At 74.5% G+C, this 17,419-nt stretch carries 15 protein-coding genes; 5 read left to right on the plus strand and 10 right to left on the minus strand.

The genetic code is table 11. From position 1 onward, the window contains the following. Nucleotides 1-5: 5 nt before the first annotated feature. The 3 genes from AB0H71_RS01620 to AB0H71_RS01630 all read right to left on the minus strand — a co-directional run bounded on the left by AB0H71_RS01620 (nucleotide 6) and on the right by AB0H71_RS01630 (nucleotide 3,626). Nucleotides 6-1,229 carry an amidohydrolase family protein gene (locus AB0H71_RS01620; RefSeq protein WP_357013722.1) on the minus strand — a complete coding sequence of 408 codons (1,224 nt, stop codon included), beginning with the start codon at nucleotides 1,227-1,229 and terminating at the stop codon, nucleotides 6-8. Continuing rightward, a complete protein-coding gene (locus AB0H71_RS01625; RefSeq protein WP_357013723.1) occupies nucleotides 1,226-2,392 on the minus strand; it encodes a CoA transferase in 1,167 nt (388 codons plus the stop codon). The genes AB0H71_RS01620 and AB0H71_RS01625 overlap by 4 nt, the downstream gene beginning before the upstream one ends. A gap of 157 nt (nucleotides 2,393-2,549) precedes the next feature. Further along, a complete protein-coding gene (locus tag AB0H71_RS01630) occupies nucleotides 2,550-3,626 on the minus strand; it encodes an enoyl-CoA hydratase/isomerase family protein (protein ID WP_357013725.1) in 1,077 nt (358 codons plus the stop codon). 96 nt (nucleotides 3,627-3,722) lie between these two features. On the opposite strand from AB0H71_RS01630, the gene AB0H71_RS01635 reads away from it, so the two are divergent. Then, the gene (locus tag AB0H71_RS01635) at nucleotides 3,723-5,666 is read left to right on the plus strand and encodes an MFS transporter (protein ID WP_357013728.1); all 1,944 of its coding nucleotides are present in this window, start codon (nucleotides 3,723-3,725) and stop codon (nucleotides 5,664-5,666) included. Continuing rightward, nucleotides 5,663-6,205: a TetR family transcriptional regulator gene (locus AB0H71_RS01640; protein ID WP_357013729.1), complete on the plus strand. Its 543-nt coding sequence runs from the start codon at nucleotides 5,663-5,665 to the stop codon at nucleotides 6,203-6,205. Before AB0H71_RS01635 ends, AB0H71_RS01640 begins: the two co-directional genes overlap by 4 nt. Nucleotides 6,206-6,357: 152 nt before the next feature. Here the strand turns inward: AB0H71_RS01640 and AB0H71_RS01645 are convergent, their stop codons facing one another. Together AB0H71_RS01645 and AB0H71_RS01650 are read right to left on the minus strand one after the other, a co-directional pair. Beyond that, nucleotides 6,358-7,374 (minus strand): phosphotransferase family protein, encoded by a 1,017-nt coding sequence (locus AB0H71_RS01645; RefSeq protein ID WP_357013731.1) that lies wholly within the window; start codon nucleotides 7,372-7,374, stop codon nucleotides 6,358-6,360. Continuing rightward, nucleotides 7,371-8,579 (minus strand): acyl-CoA dehydrogenase family protein, encoded by a 1,209-nt coding sequence (locus AB0H71_RS01650; RefSeq protein WP_357013733.1) that lies wholly within the window; start codon nucleotides 8,577-8,579, stop codon nucleotides 7,371-7,373. The genes AB0H71_RS01645 and AB0H71_RS01650 overlap by 4 nt, the downstream gene beginning before the upstream one ends. Before the next feature lie 371 nt (nucleotides 8,580-8,950). Here AB0H71_RS01650 and AB0H71_RS01655 point away from each other — a divergent pair, with 371 nt between their 5' ends. Continuing rightward, on the plus strand, nucleotides 8,951-10,468 hold the full coding sequence (locus AB0H71_RS01655) for a UDP-N-acetylmuramoyl-L-alanyl-D-glutamate--2,6-diaminopimelate ligase (protein WP_357013735.1): 1,518 nt from the start codon (nucleotides 8,951-8,953) through the stop codon (nucleotides 10,466-10,468). Between the two features lie 66 nt (nucleotides 10,469-10,534). Here the strand turns inward: AB0H71_RS01655 and AB0H71_RS01660 are convergent, their stop codons facing one another. From AB0H71_RS01660 to AB0H71_RS01670, 3 genes are read right to left on the minus strand one after another with little or no spacing between them, the layout of a single operon-like run. Beyond that, complete coding sequence (locus AB0H71_RS01660; protein WP_357013737.1) at nucleotides 10,535-11,377, minus strand: SDR family oxidoreductase; 843 nt, start codon at nucleotides 11,375-11,377, stop codon at nucleotides 10,535-10,537. Beyond that, nucleotides 11,374-12,042, minus strand: coding sequence for a hypothetical protein (locus AB0H71_RS01665; protein ID WP_357013739.1), 669 nt, complete (start codon nucleotides 12,040-12,042; stop codon nucleotides 11,374-11,376). The genes AB0H71_RS01660 and AB0H71_RS01665 overlap by 4 nt, the downstream gene beginning before the upstream one ends. A gap of 15 nt (nucleotides 12,043-12,057) precedes the next feature. Continuing rightward, a complete protein-coding gene (locus AB0H71_RS01670) occupies nucleotides 12,058-13,044 on the minus strand; it encodes an alpha/beta hydrolase (RefSeq protein WP_357013741.1) in 987 nt (328 codons plus the stop codon). Between the two features lie 97 nt (nucleotides 13,045-13,141). Between AB0H71_RS01670 and AB0H71_RS01675 the strand changes: the two genes are divergently transcribed. Then, complete coding sequence (locus AB0H71_RS01675) at nucleotides 13,142-13,768, plus strand: helix-turn-helix domain-containing protein (RefSeq protein ID WP_357013744.1); 627 nt, start codon at nucleotides 13,142-13,144, stop codon at nucleotides 13,766-13,768. A gap of 100 nt (nucleotides 13,769-13,868) precedes the next feature. Then, nucleotides 13,869-15,371, plus strand: a complete 1,503-nt coding sequence (locus AB0H71_RS01680; RefSeq protein WP_357013747.1) for an NAD(P)/FAD-dependent oxidoreductase — start codon at nucleotides 13,869-13,871, stop codon at nucleotides 15,369-15,371. On the opposite strand, the gene AB0H71_RS01685 is transcribed toward AB0H71_RS01680, so the two are convergent. Beyond that, complete coding sequence (locus AB0H71_RS01685) at nucleotides 15,362-16,018, minus strand: SGNH/GDSL hydrolase family protein (protein ID WP_357013748.1); 657 nt, start codon at nucleotides 16,016-16,018, stop codon at nucleotides 15,362-15,364. The genes AB0H71_RS01680 and AB0H71_RS01685 overlap by 10 nt on opposite strands. Beyond that, the gene (locus AB0H71_RS01690; protein ID WP_357013751.1) at nucleotides 16,015-17,403 is read right to left on the minus strand and encodes an MFS transporter; all 1,389 of its coding nucleotides are present in this window, start codon (nucleotides 17,401-17,403) and stop codon (nucleotides 16,015-16,017) included. The genes AB0H71_RS01685 and AB0H71_RS01690 overlap by 4 nt, the downstream gene beginning before the upstream one ends. Between the last annotated feature and the right edge of the window lie 16 nt (nucleotides 17,404-17,419).

Genomic DNA, 17,419 nt, shown 5'->3' on the forward strand with positions numbered 1-17,419 from the left:
CCGCCTCAGCGGACCTGATTTCCCCCGATCCACACGTGCTGGACCAGTGCCGCGTCGGGGGAGTCGAGTGCCGTGGGCAGGGGGGCGGCCAGCAGGACGAGATCGGCGGTCGCGCCCGCGGTGATCGAGCGCGGGCGGAGTTCGGCGTCGTGCAGGAAGCCGTCGAGGACGGTCCGGACCGGGACCCGCTCGTGCGCGCCGAGTTCCCGGCTCGCGGCGGCGCGCATGATCGCCCAGGGGTCGAGCGGGCCGTAGGGGGCGTCGCTGCTCGGCAGGACCGCGACTCCGGCGGTGAGCAGGGTCGCGTAGGGGTAGAGGTGCGGGAGGTCGTCGGGATCGACCTCGGCGCGGTATCTTTCGCGGTTGGCGACTACGAAACCGGGCTGGGTGACGACGGTGAGGCCGCGCAGCTGTTCCGGGTCGGGGACGACGGCGCCGTGCTCGATCCGATCACCGGGGAGGGTGCCGACCTCGTCCAGCACCGCGAGGGTGAGCAGCAGCGAGACCCGGGTGACGCAGTGCACGGCCACCGGGAGGCCGCGCCGGTGCAGGGCCGCGATGCGGTCGCGGAGTTCGTCGTAACCGGGGAGGTCGTGGTCGTGCAGGAGTAGTTTGCGCTCGCCGAGCACGGTGACGTGCTGGGGTAGTGCCGGGGGGTCGGCGAGGCCGGGGGTGGCGTCGGTGACGCCGGTGATGCCGAACGCCGTGAGCTCGCGGCCGAGGGCGGTGAGATCGCCTCGGGGCGGCCAGGTTCCGCGCAGCAGGTCGTCCAGGCGCCAGAGGCGGCCGGTGGGCTCGCCGGTGGCGTCGCGTTCGATTCCGGGGAGGTGGGGGAGGGGTGCGAGTTCGGCGAGGGCGGCGGTATTGAGCATCCAGAGGGCGCCGGAGCGGTGCTGGACGCGGACCGGGCGGTCGGGGACCAGCTGGTCCAGGGTGTGCCGGTCGACCGAGACGCCCGCGCCGACCGCGCGGACGCGCGGGGTGGTCGCAGTGCGGAGTGCCGCCAAACCGGTTGTGCAGTCGATGGATTCGCGGGCGGCCGCCGTGCCGTGCAGGTGGATGTGGTGGTCGTGCAGGCCGGGCAGCAGGACGGCGCCGTCGCCGTCGACCTCGGTCTCTCCGCGAAGGTTCAGTCCGGTGCCGATCTCGGCGATCACCCCGCCGTCGAGGCGGACATCGACGCCGGTGCGCCCGTCCGCGAGCGAGACATCCCGGATCAGCCAGCTCACAGCAGTGACTCCAGGGGATGCGCACCCGATGGCGGGGCGGAACCGGGTGCGGGTCGCGGCGCGGGGCGGGCGACCGGGAAGGCGCCCGCCTCGCACTCGACCCACCACTGCCCGGCGCGGAGCGACACCGTGTGGGCGGGGACCGGGCCGGAGGCGGACTCGGCCGCAAGGTCGTGCATGGAGATATCGATGAGGCGGGCGCGCTCGTCGAGGAGCACCTCGGCGGCCTCGGCGGCGGCCACGGCGCCGGTGAGCGGGTCGGCGATGGCGTCGCCGCAGGGTACGGGGGTGTCGCCGGCGGTGGCGTGCAGCCCGGCGCAGGCGGCGATGTCGTCGCCGAAGCCGACGCGGTCGGAGCCCCGGCCGCGCGCGGTGATCGAGAGCCAGGAGACGCCGGCGGCCACCAGCGCTTCGGCGTCGAGGCCGAGGCGGCGCAGGGCGCGCGGGCGGGAGGCCTCCACCACGAGATCGGCGCCGGCGACCAGCCGAGCCAGGCGGTCGCGGTCGGCTGGATCATCGAAATCGACTGCGACGCTGTGCTGCCCGTGGTGCAGGAGGTCGTAGAAGCCGGTGGGGCCGGTGCGGGCGCCGTCGGGGCGGGTGCGGCTCTCGATTTTGATCACCTCGGCGCCGGTTCGGGTCAGCAGGTGGGTGCAGAGCGGGCCCGCCCACAGGGCGCTGAAATCGATCACGCGGGGGCGCTCGGTCCGGCGTGTCCGGAGGCCGCCGGGGCTGCGGAGTACCGGCGGCCGAGTGGCGGGGGAGTCCAGTGCGCCGCCGGGTAGTCCGAGCAGGGCGATGCGCTCGTCGGCGACCCGGGCCGGGAGTTCCCGTGCCCACGCGGCCAGCGCCGCCCAGGGGTCGGCGCAGTCGTCGCGCTCGACCAGCGCGGGGATCAGGGCGATGTCGTCGGGGCGGGCGAGGGAGAGCCCGACGGAGCCGTCGCGGGCGGGCACCGCGCGGAAGCGGCCCCCGCACGACCAGGGGGCATTGCGGGTGAAGCCGGTGAACGCGGCGCGTTCGCCGAGCAGGGAAACCCCGGGCAGGTCGGGCGCGCGCCCGGTGGCCGCGGCGGCGACCCGTTCCAGAGCCCGCTCGACCACGAGCGCGGGCGAGCCCGGCGCGGCAAGGGGAGGCCCGCCGGCACGCCCGGTCAGCGCCATCGCACCCGAGCGCGCCCACGCGGCCAGCGCCCGCCCGGCACCCGCGGCATCGAGCGAGGCGACCGAACCGGCTGACTCGGGTGCCGCTTTCCCGGGCAGGCGAACTGCCCCACCGGGCCGCCCGGACCCGGGAACAACCTCCGGCATACCGCCGCCCCTACTCCCGCTCCCGCAGCGCATCGGCCAGCCCCCACCGCACCGCCGTCTCCGCATCCACATAGGCCCCGGTCAACACCATCCACGCCGCCCGCCAGCGCCCGATCCGATGCACCACCCCGACCGTCCCGCCCGCCCCCGGCACCAACCCCATCGACAACTCCGGCAACCGCAACCGGGCATCCTCGGCGACGTACACCCGGGTGGCGAAGGCGGGAACCTCCAGCCCCGCCCCGATGCAGGCACCGTGCAGGTGAGCGTGCACGGTCGTCCCGGGCCGGGTAGCGAGCCGGTGCACCGCGTACCCGGCACTGCGCTGCAGCCGGACCGCGTGCGAGGTCGGCGCGTGCGTGGCGGTGCCGAACTCGTCCAGATCACCGCCGCTGCAGAAATCCGGCCCGGCCCCGTGCAGATGCACCTCGGTCACATCGGGGTCGAGCGCCGCGATATCGAGCGCCTCCAGCAGCGCCTCCCGAACTTCCCGTGCGAAGGCATTGCGCCGCTCGGGCCGATTGAGCGTGAGGTCGAGCCGATTCCCGGTGCGCTCCGCCAGCACCGGCGGCGCGACCGGCGGCGGAATGGGACGCACCGGTCGGGAAGCACGCCAGGCGGCGAACTCGTCCCCGGCGAGCAGCATGGAGTACGCCAGCGACTCCGCGACCAGCGCCGAACCCACCGGCGCATCGGCGGTGAGCCGCAGCAAACCGTTCATGGCCAGCGCCGCGAGCGGTGCCCGCGCCACGGCCGCGGCGATCGACCCGAGGCTGTCGGGCGCGGCCACCACCTGCGGTGACCACTCCTCCGCCCCCAGCGTGCAGGTGAGCGCGCGAAGCAGCGGCTCGGCTTCCGGCGGCGGACGGCGGCCCGCGATACCGACGGCGACCGGGCTCGCCGGATGCGCGAGCACCGCGGTAGCCGCGGCGATCACCGCCGCGTCCCACGGGGTTCCGTCCAGCTCCACGACGACCAGCGGCGTCGCCGGAACCCCGTTCGCGTCGAGCGCGGCGAACGAAGCGCCGAGCGCGGCATCGGCGAGCTCCTGCACCGAGACGGCCGTCAGGGTCGGTGGCGGTGTCATCCCCCGATGGTCGCACGGGGCATTCCCGGTTGCATCCAGAGGTGAACGTGTGTTCACCTCACAGGGAACGTTCGTTCGTCTCGGTAAGGAGCCCGCGTGGACAGTCCGGCGAAAGCGCCGCCGCATCGGCTGCTCACCGCGGTGCTCTGCCTCTCCGGCATCGTGGTGGCGCTGCAGCACACCCTGGTGGTCCCGCTGCTCGGCAAATTCCCGGAGATTCTCGGGGTCGGCTACCCGAGCGCCTCCTGGCTGGTGACGATCACGCTGCTCAGCGCGGCGGTGGCGACGCCGATCCTGTCCCGGCTCGCGGACATGTTCGGCAAGCGGCTCATGATGCTGGTCTCGCTGGCGACCATCGTGGCGGGCTCGGTGCTCGCCGCGGTCGGCGGGACCTTCCTCGCGGTGCTGGTCGGGCGCGGGCTGCAGGGGCTGGCCTCGGCGCTGGTGCCGATCGGCATCGCCATGCTGCGCGACGAGCTGCCCCGGGGCAAGGTCGCGGGCGCGACGGCGATGATGAGCGCGACGCTCGGCATCGGCTCGGCGCTGGGGCTGCCGCTGCCCGGCGTGCTCTACGAGCACCTGGGCTGGGAGTCGGTCTTCTGGCTCTCCGCGGTCGCGGCGGCGGCGCTCTTCGCCGCGGTGCTGGCCGTGGTGCCGGAGTCGGCGGTGCGCACCAGGGGCCGGTTCGACATCGGCGGCGCGGTGCTGCTCTCCATCGCGCTGGTCGCGCTGCTGCTGGTGATCTCCAGGGGCAGCTCATGGGGGTGGACCAGCGGGTACACCCTCGGCGCCGCGGCGATCGCGGTGCTCGGGTTCGCGCTCTGGTTCCCGTTCGAGCTGCGGGTCAGCCTGCCCATGGTCGACCTGCGCACCTCCGCGCGGCGCCCGGTGCTGCTCACCAATGTCGCGGCGCTGCTCTGCGGCATCTCCATGTACGCGAACATGCTGGCCACCACCCAGGAGCTGACCATGCCGGCGAGCACCGGCTACGGCTTCGGGCTCTCGGTGCTGGCGGCGGGGCTCTGCATGACGCCCGCCGGACTCATGATGGTGGTCTTCGCGCCGGTCTCCGCGCGGATGATCGGGCGCATCGGGGCCAAGTACACGCTCGTGACGGGCACCGCGGTGCTGGCGGTCGCCTACGTGGTGCGCGCGCTGTGCAACGGCTCGATTCCGCTGATCATCGGCGGCGCCATGTTCGTGGTGGTCGGCACCGCCATCGCCTACGCCGCCATGCCCATGCTCATCATGGGGTCGGTGCCGATCACCGAGACCGCCTCGGCGAACGGGCTCAACACCCTGCTGCGTTCGGTGGGCACCGCGATCTCCAGCGCGTTCATCGCCGCGCTGCTCACCACCGTCACCGTCGAGGTGAGCGGGGTGCGGCTGCCCGCGCTCGCCGCCTTCCAGCTGGTGTTCGTGGCGGCGGCGGTGGCGGCCGCGGTGGCGACGGCGGTCGCGTGCTTCATTCCGCGGGTGGAGGCGCCCGCCGATCCGGTGCCCGACGACGAGGAGCGCCCCGAGGAGCTGGTGGTCACCGGGACGGTGCACGGCAGCGGCGGCGAGCCGATCCGGCACGCGGTGGTCACCGTGCTGCGCACCACCGGCGAGCCCGCCGATTGGGGACGGGCCGACAACGCGGGGGAGTTCACCGTGGTGCTGCCCGCGCCGGGGCCGTACCTGGTGATCACCGGCGCGGATGGCTGGGCGCCGGAATCGCAGGTCATGGAGCTGGCCGCGGACTCGGAGCGGCCGCGGGTGCTGCTGACCCGGCGGCTCAGCCTGCACGGCCGGGTCACCGCGGCGGGGGAGCCGTGCGCCGGCGCGGTGGTCAGCCTGGTCAAGGCCAGCGGGGAGTACGTGGCGGCCACGGTCACCGGCGGCGATGGGAGCTACGAGCTCGCGCAGCCGCCGAGCGGGCGCTACCTGGTGACCGTGCTCGCCGCCGACCGGCGCACCGTCACCAGGCACGTCGCCGTGCTGACCCGGCCCGCCGCCGTCGACTTCGAGCTGGACCACGCGCTGCAGGCCGTCCGGTGAGCGACTCCCGCGACACCGTCATCGCCGCCGCCCGCGAGCTCTTCGCCCGCCGGGGCTACACCGCCACCACCATCAAGGACATCGCCGCCGCGGCGGGCTGCTCGCCCGCCCTGGTCATGAAGCTGACCGGGAGCAAGGCCGAGCTGTTCGCCGCCGCCGACCCCTCCGGCGCCGCCCTGGACGAGGCGCCGCCGCCCGCGGACGAACCACCCGGCTTCCTGCTGGTGCGGCGGCTGGTCGAGCGGCGCCGCGCCGACGAGCCGGAGCCGTGGGCCATGGCGCCGGTGCTCATCCGGGAATCCGAGGATCCGGCGCGCACCCGCGCCGACATCCGCACCCGCTACCTGGACGCCGTCGCCGAGCAGATCGGCGACACCGCGCCGGACCGGCTGCGCGCCCAGCTCGTCATGGCGCAGCTGCTCGGGCTCGCCGCCGCGCTCCGGCACCTGGAGCTGCTCGATCCCGCCGCCATCGAGGACGAGGCGCTGATCCGCCGCTACGGCGCGCTGGTGCAGCGGATCGTCGACGGGGACGGATGAGCACGCTCATCGCGTCCCGGTCCGCCGCCCGGCCCGAGCGCGCACCGGCGTTCCGGCGCCAGGCTCGGCCGCGCACCGGTGGTCCGGCGCCTGACTCGGCCGCGCATCGGTGGTCCGGCGCCCGGCTCGGGCGTGCGACGTGGCCCGGACCCCTACTCCCCGAGCGCGGCCAATCCCGCCGCGACGAGCGGCCCGACCGCGCGGTGCGCGTGCTCGAACCCGTCCCCCGCGGTCGCCCCGGCCCGGTGCCGATGCGTGATCCCCTCGGCGATCACCGCGAGCTTGAGGTGCGCCAGCCCCAGGTAGAAGCCCCACTCCCCGAGATCGCGCCCGGTGCGCGCGGCATAACGCCCGGCGAGGTCGTCGGCGCCGGGCAGCCGGGCGCTGGTCCAGGCGGCGGTCTCGCCGATGATGGCATCGAGCGCCGGGTGGCGGTACGTGCACATCTGGGCCAGGTCGGCGAGCGGGTCACCGAGCGTGGAGAGCTCCCAGTCCACCACCGCCGCGACCTGCCCCGGCGCGGCCAGGATGGTGTTGTCGATGCGGTAGTCGCCGTGCACGATCGAGACCGCGGAGCGAGCCGGGATCGCGGCGGCGAGCCGGTCGTGCAGCCGGTGCAGGTCGGGCAGCTCGCGGGTCTTGACCCGCTCCCACTGCCGCGCCCACAGCGCGACCTGCCTGGTCAGGTACCCCTCGGGGCGGCCGAAGCCGGCCAGCCCGACCGCGCCGGGCTCGATCTCGTGCAGCGCCGCGAGTACTCGGATCAGCTCGTCGGTGCAGGCGGCGATCTCGGCGTCGGAGAACGCGGCCAGGTCGTCGGCGGTGCGCACCACCCGCCCCTCGACGAACCCGGTCACCGCGAACGGCGCGCCGAGCACCCGCTCGTCGGTGCAGAGCGCGACCGTCGGCGCCACCGGCACCCCGCTGCCCTGGAGCGCGTCGCAGACCCGGTACTCGCGCGCCATGTCGTGCGCCGACGGGGTGAGCCCGGCGGTGGGCGGGCGGCGCAGCACCCAGCGGGTGCGGTCGTCGGCGATCAGGAAGGTCAGGTTGGATTTGCCGCCGGAGATGAGCTCGGCCCGCAGCTCGCCGTCGACCGGAATGCCCCGCTCGGCGAAGAACCGCAGCAGCGCGGCCAGATCCAGCCCCTCGTGCACGGTGGCGGTCACGCCTGCTCCCGCGCGGCCCGCTTGGCGGCGCCCACGACTCGCTTGGCCAGCGCCCAGCGGTGCACCTCGGACGGCCCGTCGTAGACCCGGAACGGCCGCACCTCGCGGGAGAGCCGGGCCAGCGGCAGGTCGTCGGAGACGCCGAGCCCGCCGCACATCTGCACCGAGCGGTCCACGATCCGCCCGATGGCCTCGGCGCCGAAGGTCTTGGCGATGGCGGTCGCGTTGGCGGCGGAATCGCCCTGGTCCAGCTCCCAGCAGGCGCGCACCAGCAGGGCGCGGGTGGCGGCGATATCGATCTCGTTGTCGGCCACGAGCTGCTGCACCATGCCGAGATCGCCGAGTGCCGAGCCGAAGCCGCGGCGCTGCGCCACGTGCGCGACGGCGATGTCGTGCGCGCGCCGCGCGGCGCCGAGCCAGCGCATGACGTGCGTCATCCGGGCCGGGCCGAGCCGCACCTGGGCGTAGGCGAACCCCTCGTCGACCGCGCCGAGCACCGCCTCGTCGGGCACGAAGAGATCGTCGAAGAAGACCTCGCAGTGCCCGCCGACCATGGACTTGTCCAGGGTGTTGATGTGCCGCTCCACCCGCAGCCCCGGCGCGTCGGCCGGGCTGAGGAACATGGTGGCGCCGCCGCGGTCGCCGGGCGCGCCGGAGGTGCGGGCCATGATGATGAAGAACCCGGCGCCGTCCGCGCCGGTGATGAACCACTTGTGGCCGTTGATCTTCCAGCCGCCGGGCGCCTTCTCCGCCCGGGTGGTGAGCGCCGACGGATCGGAGCCGGCGCCGGGGGCGGGCTCGGTCATGGCGAAGGCCGAGCGCTGGTCGCCGTGCGCCAGCGGGGCCAGGAACTGCTGCTTCTGCTCCGGGCTCGCGACATGCGCGAGCAGGTGCACATTGCCCTCGTCCGGCGCGGCGATATTCAGCGCGAGCGGCCCGAAGAGCGAGTATCCGGCGGCCTCGAAGACCGGGGCGCGGTCGCTCATGTCCAGCCTTAAGCCGCCGTACTCGAGCGGCGCGTGCGGGGCGAAGATGCCGCGGCTCTTCGCCTCGCCCTGCAGCTCGACCCGGATCTTGTCGGAGCCCGCGACGGCGATGTCGCCGCCGTTGGCGTCCTCGACCGGGAGCACCACCTCGCGCACGAAGGCCTCGGTGCGGGCGACGAGGCCGGTGACCTCGTCCGAGTACGACAGCTCCACCGTCATGACGCTCCCGTCGGAGTCTCGCCCGCCCCTCGGCCGGTACGGGCTAATGACCATTAGCCTAGCTTGCCGCTGGATACCCCGGGCACGATGGGGCTCGGCTACTCGACGGTTGCCGGGGGGATTCGGTCGGTTCGCCGACAGACAGCGCGGGCGCCGCCGCCGTGCTCGCCGAGATCGGCGCGCTCGCCATGGGCGTCCTGACCACCGGGCTCGCCGTCGTCCTGCGCCAACAGCTCACCCAGGCGCAAGCCGCGCTGGAGCGGTGGCGCGCCGCCCGCGATCCCCGGAGGAGTAGCGCGTCTCCACGGGGTACTCCGCGCCGAAGTACTCTCGAGGGCCCGCCGGGCCGTCGCGGCCGGAAGGAACGCCTGGTGCCCGTCACGCTCGAGGAAATCGCCCGCGATCTGCGCTGCCCGCTCCCGCCCGGAGCAGGCGCGGGGCTCGTCACCGGGGTCGCCGCCGACTCACGGGCGGTGCGGCCGGGCACGCTGTGGTTCGCGCTGCCGGGGCGGCAGAACCACGGCCTCGACTTCGAGGAGCAGGCGCGGCGCCGCGGCGCGGTGGCGGTGGTCAGCGACCGGCCCGCGCGCACCCTCCCGACGCTGGTCACGGCGGCGCCGCGGGCGGCACTGGGCCCGCTCGCCGCCCGGCTGCACGGCCACCCCTCGCGGCACCTGCCGGTCTTCGGGGTGACCGGCACCAACGGCAAGACCTCGACCACCTACCTGCTCGACGCCGGGCTGGCAGGGGCCGGAATCCCGAGCGGGCTGCTCGGCGGGATCGTCGCCCGGACCCCGGCGCGCTCGGAGCCCGCCACCCGCACCACCCCCGAGGCCGATGTCATCGCCCGGCACCTGGCCCGCTGCCGCGCCGACGGCGCCCGCGCGGCGGTGCTGGAGGTCTCCTCGCACGGCCTCACCGAGCACCGGGTGGACGGCACGCACTTCGCCTGCGCCGCCTTCACCGGGCTGGCCCGCGACCACCTCGACCACCACGGCTCCATGGAGCGCTACTTCGCCGCCAAGGCCGCGCTCTTCGACCCGGCGCGCAGCGAGCGCGCGGTGATCGCCGTCGACGACGCCTGGGGGCTGCGGCTGGCCGGCCAGGTGCGGCTGCCGACGGTCACCTGCGGCACCACGCCCGGTACCGCGGCGGACTGGCGCGCCACCGATATTCGCGCCGAGCTGACCGGCACCCGCTTCCGCGCGCACGGCCCCGGCGGAAGCTTCCCGGTCCGGCTGCGGCTGCTCGGCACACACCAGGCGCGCAATGCCCTGACCGCGCTGGCCGTGCTGGCGGGCGCGGGCATCGACCCCGAAGCGGCCGCGGCGGGCATGGCCGAGCTCGGCGTGGTGCCGGGGCGGCTGGAGCGCGTCGACGCCGGCCAGGACTTCCTGGCCTTCGTCGACTACGCGCACAACGAGGACGGCCAGCGCGCGGTGCTCGCCTGGGCCAGGAGCCGCACCGCGGGCCGGCTCATCGTGGTGATCGGCGCGACCGGCGACCGGGATGCGGGCAAGCGCGCGGCGCTCGGCCGGACCGCGGCGCACCGGGCTGACCTGGTAGTGGTCACCGACGAGAGCCCCGAGCGCGAATCCGCCTCCGAGCTGCGCCACCAGGTGCTGGCGGGCGCCGCCGGCGGCGAAACCGTCGAGATCGCCGACCGCGCCGCCGCCATCCGGCACGCGATCGCCGCCGCCCGCCCCGGCGACCTGGTGCTGCTCGCGGGCCGCGGCGCCGACACCGTCCAGCGCTACGCCACCGCGACCAGGCACTTCGACGACCGCGCCGAGCTGGCGGCGGCCCTGGCCGAGCATCGGCCGCAGCTGAGCGGTCCGGCAGCGATTCGGACCGGCGACGGCTCATCCCCCGAGCGGAGACCCGCGTGAACGCCTCCACCGAGGGGGCGGCCGCCGAGCGGAGTTCCGCGTGAACGCACCCACCGAGCGGCGGACTCAGCCGTCGGGGTGAGTGGCGGCGCGACGCTCGGGCTCGGCGCCGATGCGGTCCAGGTAGGCGCGGCGCCGCCCGGCGTCGTACTGCCCGGGGTCCCGGCCCACGAACCGCCGCTTGACCAGCCGCAGCGCCGACTCCGGCACCCCCTGCTCGACCGTGCCCATCGGCGCCAGCCAGCGCGGAATCGTCACCTCCGCGCGCCGGTGCCGCACGGTGTCGGCAATGGCCTCGCCCACCTCGGCGGGTTGCAGGGTGGGTTGCAGCGCCAGGTTCACCCCCGAGGTGAGCTCGGTGTGCACGGCCGCGGGCATGACCGTGGTGACGCTGACCCCGGTCCCGTCCAGCTCGGCGCGGACCGCACGGGAGAGCGCGGCGACCGCGAACTTGGAGGCGCAGTACACCGCCGCGCCCGGCGTGGTCACCTTGGCCGCCATGGAGGCCACGTTCACGATGTGGCCGCGCCCGCGCGCCACCATGCCGGGCAGCGCCAGGCTCATCCCGTTCACCACCCCGCCCACATTGATCGCCAGCTCCCGGTGGTGCCCGGCGATATCGAGCTCGAGGAACGGCGCGAGCCGCATGATGCCCGCGTTGTTGACCAGGATCTCCACCGGCCCGCTCGCCGCCGCGGATTCGAGGAACGCGGCGAAGCTCGCCGGATCGGTGACGTCCAGCGGGGCCGCGTGCCCGCCGACCTCGGCCGCCGTCGCCTCGGCGGCGTTCGCGTCGATATCACCGATCCAGACCCGGGCGCCGCGGGTGGCGAGCGCGAGCGCGGTGGCCCGGCCGATGCCGCGGGCGCCGCCGGTGACGCAGGCCGTCACGCCGTCCAGCCGGGTCACCGCCGCGCCCCCGGCCGCGGCGCGCGCATGGCGAAGTAGCCGACCGCCCTGACCACGCCGCCGGTCGAGATCATCTGCGCGCGGCCGAGGTACACGCCGGGCACCAGCTCGACGATCTCGTCCCGCACGCGTTCCATCGGCACCACCCTGCTGCCCGGGTTGCCGAGCGCCGGATCGGTGTAGGTGACGGCGACGACCTGGTTGTGCGGGGCCAGGATCGCCTTCTCGACCCGGTGGGTGAAGCGGAAGCCGCGATACACCGAACCGGTGCGCACCCAGCCCCGATAGCCGGGAACGGCGGCCCGCAGCGCGAGGTAGGCCAGCCGGTTCAGCCGGTTGGCGCCGGTCCCGGTGGCGGCGTCGAAGCTCTTGCCGACCCAGCCGGGCTCGATCGCCACCACCGGGTTGAGCAGCGCCAGCGCCGGGATGCCGAAGAGCTTGCCGACCACGATGCCCTCGTAGTCGCCGTGCAGCTCCGGTGCGGTGCCCGCGGCGAAGAGCGCGTCGAGCAGGTCGCGGTCGTCGGCGGCGCCCGCCGCGAGCACGTGGTCCCAGCAGGCGAGGCGGGCGCGGGCGGGTGCGGTCGCGGTGAGTTCGCGGAGCTCGTCGAGCAGGGCCGCGGGGTGGTCGCCGGTCTCTCGGGCGAGCGCGGTCGGGATGGTCACGGGGTTCCTTCCGGGTCAGGCCGCGGTGGTCGCGGCGGCGGGGTGGATGTGGTCGCGGGCGAAACGCGCGATCTCGGCGGTGAGCTCGCGGCTCTCCGGCAGGTACGGGAAGACGACGGGGAAGGCGTGGATCTGGCCGTACCAGAGGTGCAGCTCGCACGGCACCCCCGCCGCGGCGAGCCGGGCCGCCATGACCTCGGAGTCCAGCCGCAGGAACTCGTCGTCGCAGGCGGCGAGCAGCGTCGGCGGCAGCCCGGCCAGCGCACCGGCCACCGGGGAGAGCGACAGGTCGACCCGGCCGTCCCTGGTACAGCCCAGCTCGGCGATCCGCGGGAAGGCCGCGGTCGGCAGGTATGCCTCGGTGGCGGCATTGCGGTGCGCGAGCTTGGCGGTCAGGTCGAGGTCGAGCCAGGGGCTGAGCGCGACCACCGCGGCCGGGGCGGGCAGCTGCGCGGTGGCGGCGGCGATGGCGGTGCTCAGCGCGAGGAAGCCGCCGGCCGAATCGCCCGCGAAGACCACCGATTCCGCGGTGGCGCCCTGCTCGAGCAGCCAGCGGTAGGCGGCGAGGCAGTCGTGCACCGACTCCGGGACGGTGGCCTGCGGCAGGTAGCGGTACCGCACCTGCACCACCGGCACCCCGGCGGCCGCGGACAGCTCGGCGGCGAAGCGGCGGTGCGTGTGCAGCCCGCCCGCCACGAAACCACCGCCGTGGAAGTAGAGCAGCGCACCCGCGCCGAACCCCGCCGCGACCCCGTCGGCGCGCACCACCGCCCCCCGCACCCCGGCGCCGCGCACCGGCTCCACCCGGACCGCGGCGCGCACCGGAAGCAGCCGCGCCCCGGCATCGACCAGCGCACCCGCGCGCAGGGCGAGCGGCGAGATCGGCACCCGGCGCAGCACCGGGCGGACCAGTTCGCGCACCGCCGCGGTGGCGAGCCGGGAGCGCAGGCTGGGGTGGTGCCTGGCGTCCGCGCCGAAGTGGTGACGGGCAATGGGGGTCATGGCGTCGCCTCTCTGAGGGCCTCCGAAGAAGATGAAGCAAGCGTTTCATCTTGAAACGGGCGCTGTCAATACCGCCCCGGGATGGGAGGATCGCCGCATGAGCTCTCCGAAGCTGTGGCGCGGCCAGACCCTGCGGGACCGCTCCCTGGATCGCCGCGAGCAGATGCTGGACGTGGGCGAGGAACTGCTCGGCACCGGCGGCGCCGCCGCGGTGACCACCCGCGCGGTCATGCGGCAGACCAACCTGAGCCCGCGCTACTTCTACGAAACCTTCGACACCCGCGAGGATCTCGTGCTCGCGGTCTACGACCGGGTGGAGACCCGGCTTTTCGAGCGCATGCGCGAGGTGGACACCGGGGCCGGGCTGCGCGCCGCCATCCGGGAGATCTTCGAGATCTGCGCGCGGTACTTCGAGGAGGACCCCGGCCGCGCCCGCATCCTGCTGCGCGAGCCGCTCGCCGACGACACCCTGCGCAAACACAGCGCCGACCGCGCCCCCGCCTTCCTGCGGCTGCTCATCCCGGTGCTCGGCGCCGAGGCGGGCGCCGTGGTCCCCGACGGTGACGAGGAGCTGGCGCTCGGCGCGGCCGCGCTCGGCGGCAGTCTGGTCTCGCTGTACCTGGAGTGGACCGACGGGCGGCTCCCGGTCGGCCGCGACCGGCTCGCCGACGCCGCGGTGGCGGTGGTCTTCGCGGTGCTCGGGGCAGTGCGCGAGCAGGGCTGACGCGCCCGGCCCTTGACAGCGGCGGGTCATAAGTTGAAACATGCGCTTCATATTGAAGCGTCTGTTACCGCTTGCTGTCCGCCCGGAAGGACCCGCGCCGATGACCCCCGAACCCCGCACCACCCCCGACCGCGAACTCGTGATCATCGGCGCCGGTATCGCCGGGATCGGCATGGCGATCCTGCTGCGCCGCAACGGTATCCACGACTTCACGGTGCTGGAGCGCGGCACCGGCATCGGGGGCGTGTGGCGCGACAACACCTACCCCGGCGTCGGCGCCGACGTGCCCTCGTTCAGCTACCAGTACTCTTTCGAGAAGAACCCGCACTGGTCGCGGCTCTTCCCCAAGGGGGAGGAGATCAAGGCCTACCTCGACCACTGCGTGCGCAAGTACGACATCGCCGGGCACATCGAGTTCGGCACCGAGGTGCTGGAGCGGCGCTGGGACGAGGACGCGCGGGTGTGGCATCTGCGGACCAGCGGCGGTGAGTTCACCAGCCGCTACGTCATCAGCGCGCTCGGCCCGTTCGTGAACGCGCGCACCCCCGCCATCCCCGGGCTCGCCGACTTCACCGGCACCGTCATGCAGTCCCAGCACTGGGATCACGACCGCGACCTCACCGGGCTGCGGGTCGGCGTGGTCGGCACCGGCGCCAGCGCCGTGCAGCTGGTGCCGCACGTCGCCGAGGACGCCGCGCACCTGAGCGTCTTCCAGCGCCGCGCCATCCACGTGCTGCCCAAGCTCGACCTCCCGGTGCCCGAGCCGGTGCAGCGCGCCCTCGCCACCGTGCCCGGCGCGCAGAACGTGCTCCGCTACGCCTTCACCGCCCAGGTGGAGGCGCTGCTGGTCGCGGTCGCCGCCTACGGCCGCTCGGTGGCGCCGCTGGCCCGCGGGCTCTCCGCCACCAGCCGGGCGCTGCTGCGCACCCAGGTGCGCGATGCCGGGCTGCGCTCCGCGCTCACCCCGGACTACGACTTCGGCTGCAAGCGCCCGAGCGTCTCGAATGCCTGGTACCGCACCTTCACCAGGGACAACGTCACGCTCGTCACCGACGCCATCGAGCGCGTCATCCCGACCGGCATCCGCACCGCCGACGGCACCGAGCACCCCCTCGACGTCCTGGTCCTCGCCACCGGCTTCCACTTCGCGCACGAGCCGGTCAACTACCGGCTCTCCCCGGTGCGCACCTCCGACGGCTTCGACCTGGCCGAGTTCTTCGAGCACCAGCCGCTGCAGTCCTACGAGGGCGTCAGCCTGCCGCAGCTGCCGAACGCCTTCTCCCTCTTCGGCCCCTACTCCTGGTCCGGCGGCTCCTACCACGTCATGGTGGAGACCCAGGCCAACCACATCATCCGGGTGCTGCGCGAGGCCGGGCGTCGCGGCGCCGAGCGGGTCGCCGTGCGCCCCGAGGCCAATGCCCGCTTCCTCGAGTTCGTCCGGGCCAGGGCGCGGAACTCGCTGCTCGCCATCAGCGACTGCGCCCCGGCGGGCAGCTACTACTTCGACCACCACGGCGACTTCAGCTCGCTGCGCCCGACCACCGGCTTGCAGGCCTGGTGGACCAGCCGGACCTTCCCGCTCGACGACTACACCTACGCCTGACCCGCCGCCAGCGCCCGCACCAGCAGGCTCGCGATCACCGCCTGCCCGGTGGTGGCGAAGTGGATGCCGTCGGCGCTGAGCAGGTCGGGGCGGTCGTTGAGCGGGTGCGCCCAGCAGTCGGCGACGGCGGCGCCGTGCTGCGCGGCGAGGGTACGGGTGAGGTCGTTGAGCCGGGCGACGCGGTCGGCGAAGTCCGGGAAGGCGGGGATCAGAAAGGCGCGGCCGAGGGTGAAGACGCTGAGCCGGGCGCCGGTGCCGCCGGCCCAGGCGTACATGGCGGCGAGGTCGTCCTCGATCCGGTGCCAGTCCGGGGTGCGGCGGATGATGTCGTTGGCGCCGCTGTTGAGGTGCAGCAGGTCGGGGTGGAATTCCTCGATCCGGGCGGCCTGCTCGTCCAATGCCTGGGCGGTGGTCGCGCCGACCCGCGCCGTGTTCAGGTAGGCGAGGTCGGGGCGGACCAGGCGCAGTGCGCGCTCGACCCGGGCGGGCCAGCCGAGCTCCTCGTAGCCGGGTGTGGCGTCGCCGACGCCGAGCGAGAGGCTGTCGCCGAAGACGCCGAACCGGCGCCAGGGGGCGGTGGCCAGTAATTCCGCGGCCGCTTCGGTGCTCAGCACGTGCGGATCGCTGGTCTCGGTGAACGTTGTCATCGGGCTGCCACCCGTCGATCGATGCCGAGCGCGGTCACCGCGCCCGCGAGGACGAGCGCGGTCACCAGGATCCAGCCCTGCCGGAAGCCGTCGCTCGCGTGCAGGCTGCCGAGAATCGTCACCAGCGCCGCGATCCCGAGCGCGTACCCGGCCTGGCGCGCGGTATTGACCACCGCGCTCCCGGTCGCGGTGTCCTCGGGCGGCAGCGCGGCGATGGCGACGCCGATGACGGTCGGCATGGCGATCCCGATCCCCGCGCCGATGACGATCCAGCCCGGCAGGATGCCGGTGCCGTACTCCACCCCGCCACCCAGCACCAGCAGCAGCGAGCCGAGCCCGAAGACCACCAGCCCCGCCGAGACCACGTACCCCGGCGGCACCCCCGCCGCCCAGCGCCGGGTGAGCGCCGCGAACAGCGGGACGGCCAGCGGCCCCGGCAGCAGCGCCACCCCGGCCCGCAGCGGGCCGTACCCCGCGGCCGTCTCCAGCCACAGCGCCACGCTCAGGAAGACCGCGCTGAACGCCGCGGTGAACAGCAGGATCGTCAGGTTGGCGACGCCGAAACCCGGCGCGCGGAACAACTTCGGCGGAAGCACCGGCGCCGGATGGGTGCACGCCCGATACCCGAGCAGCGCCAGCGCCAACGCGGCGACCACCGCCGTGAGCAGCATCCGCCCCGACCCCCACCCCCACTCCTCGGCCCGGACCAGCCCGAACGACAGCGCGCCGACGGCCACCGCAATCGCCACCGCCCCCACCGGATCCGGAATCCGCGTCCGCGCCGACGGCGCCGAGGCGGGCAGCAGCCGCGCCGCCACCACCAGCGCGAGCACGCCGATGGGCAGGTTGAGCAGGAAGGCCCACCGCCAGGACGCCTCCGCGAGCAGCCCGCCCACGATCGGCCCGAACGCCGCCGCGAACGACGAGGTGGTGGCCCAGATCCGCACCGCACCGGCCCGGCGCCGCACCGGCAGCACGTCGAGCATGAGCCCGAGGCTGGTCGGCGTCAGCACCGCCGCGCCGACCGCCTGCAGCACCCGGAAGCCGATCAGCGCACTAAGCGTCGGCGCCACCGCGCAGCCGAGCCCGGCGATCGTGAAGAGCGCGAGCCCGGCCAGGAACCCGCGCTTGCGCCCGTACCGGTCGCTCAGGCTGCCCGCCGGGATGAGGCAGGCGGCGTACACGACGATGTAGGCATTGAGCACCCAGCTCAGCCCCGCCAGCGAGGAGCCGGCGAAGGTGCGGCCGATCGAGGCGAAGGCCACGTTCACGATGAACAGGTCGAGCATGGTCATGAAGGCGGCCGTGCACAGCAGGGTGATGGCCGCGGTGGCGGCTTCGGGGGCTACCTGCCCGGCGAGCCGTGGTGCATCCGTAGGGGGCACAACCCCTCCCAGTTAG

This window comes from Nocardia sp. NPDC050697, assembly GCF_040654395.1.
GTDB lineage: Bacteria > Actinomycetota > Actinomycetes > Mycobacteriales > Mycobacteriaceae > Nocardia.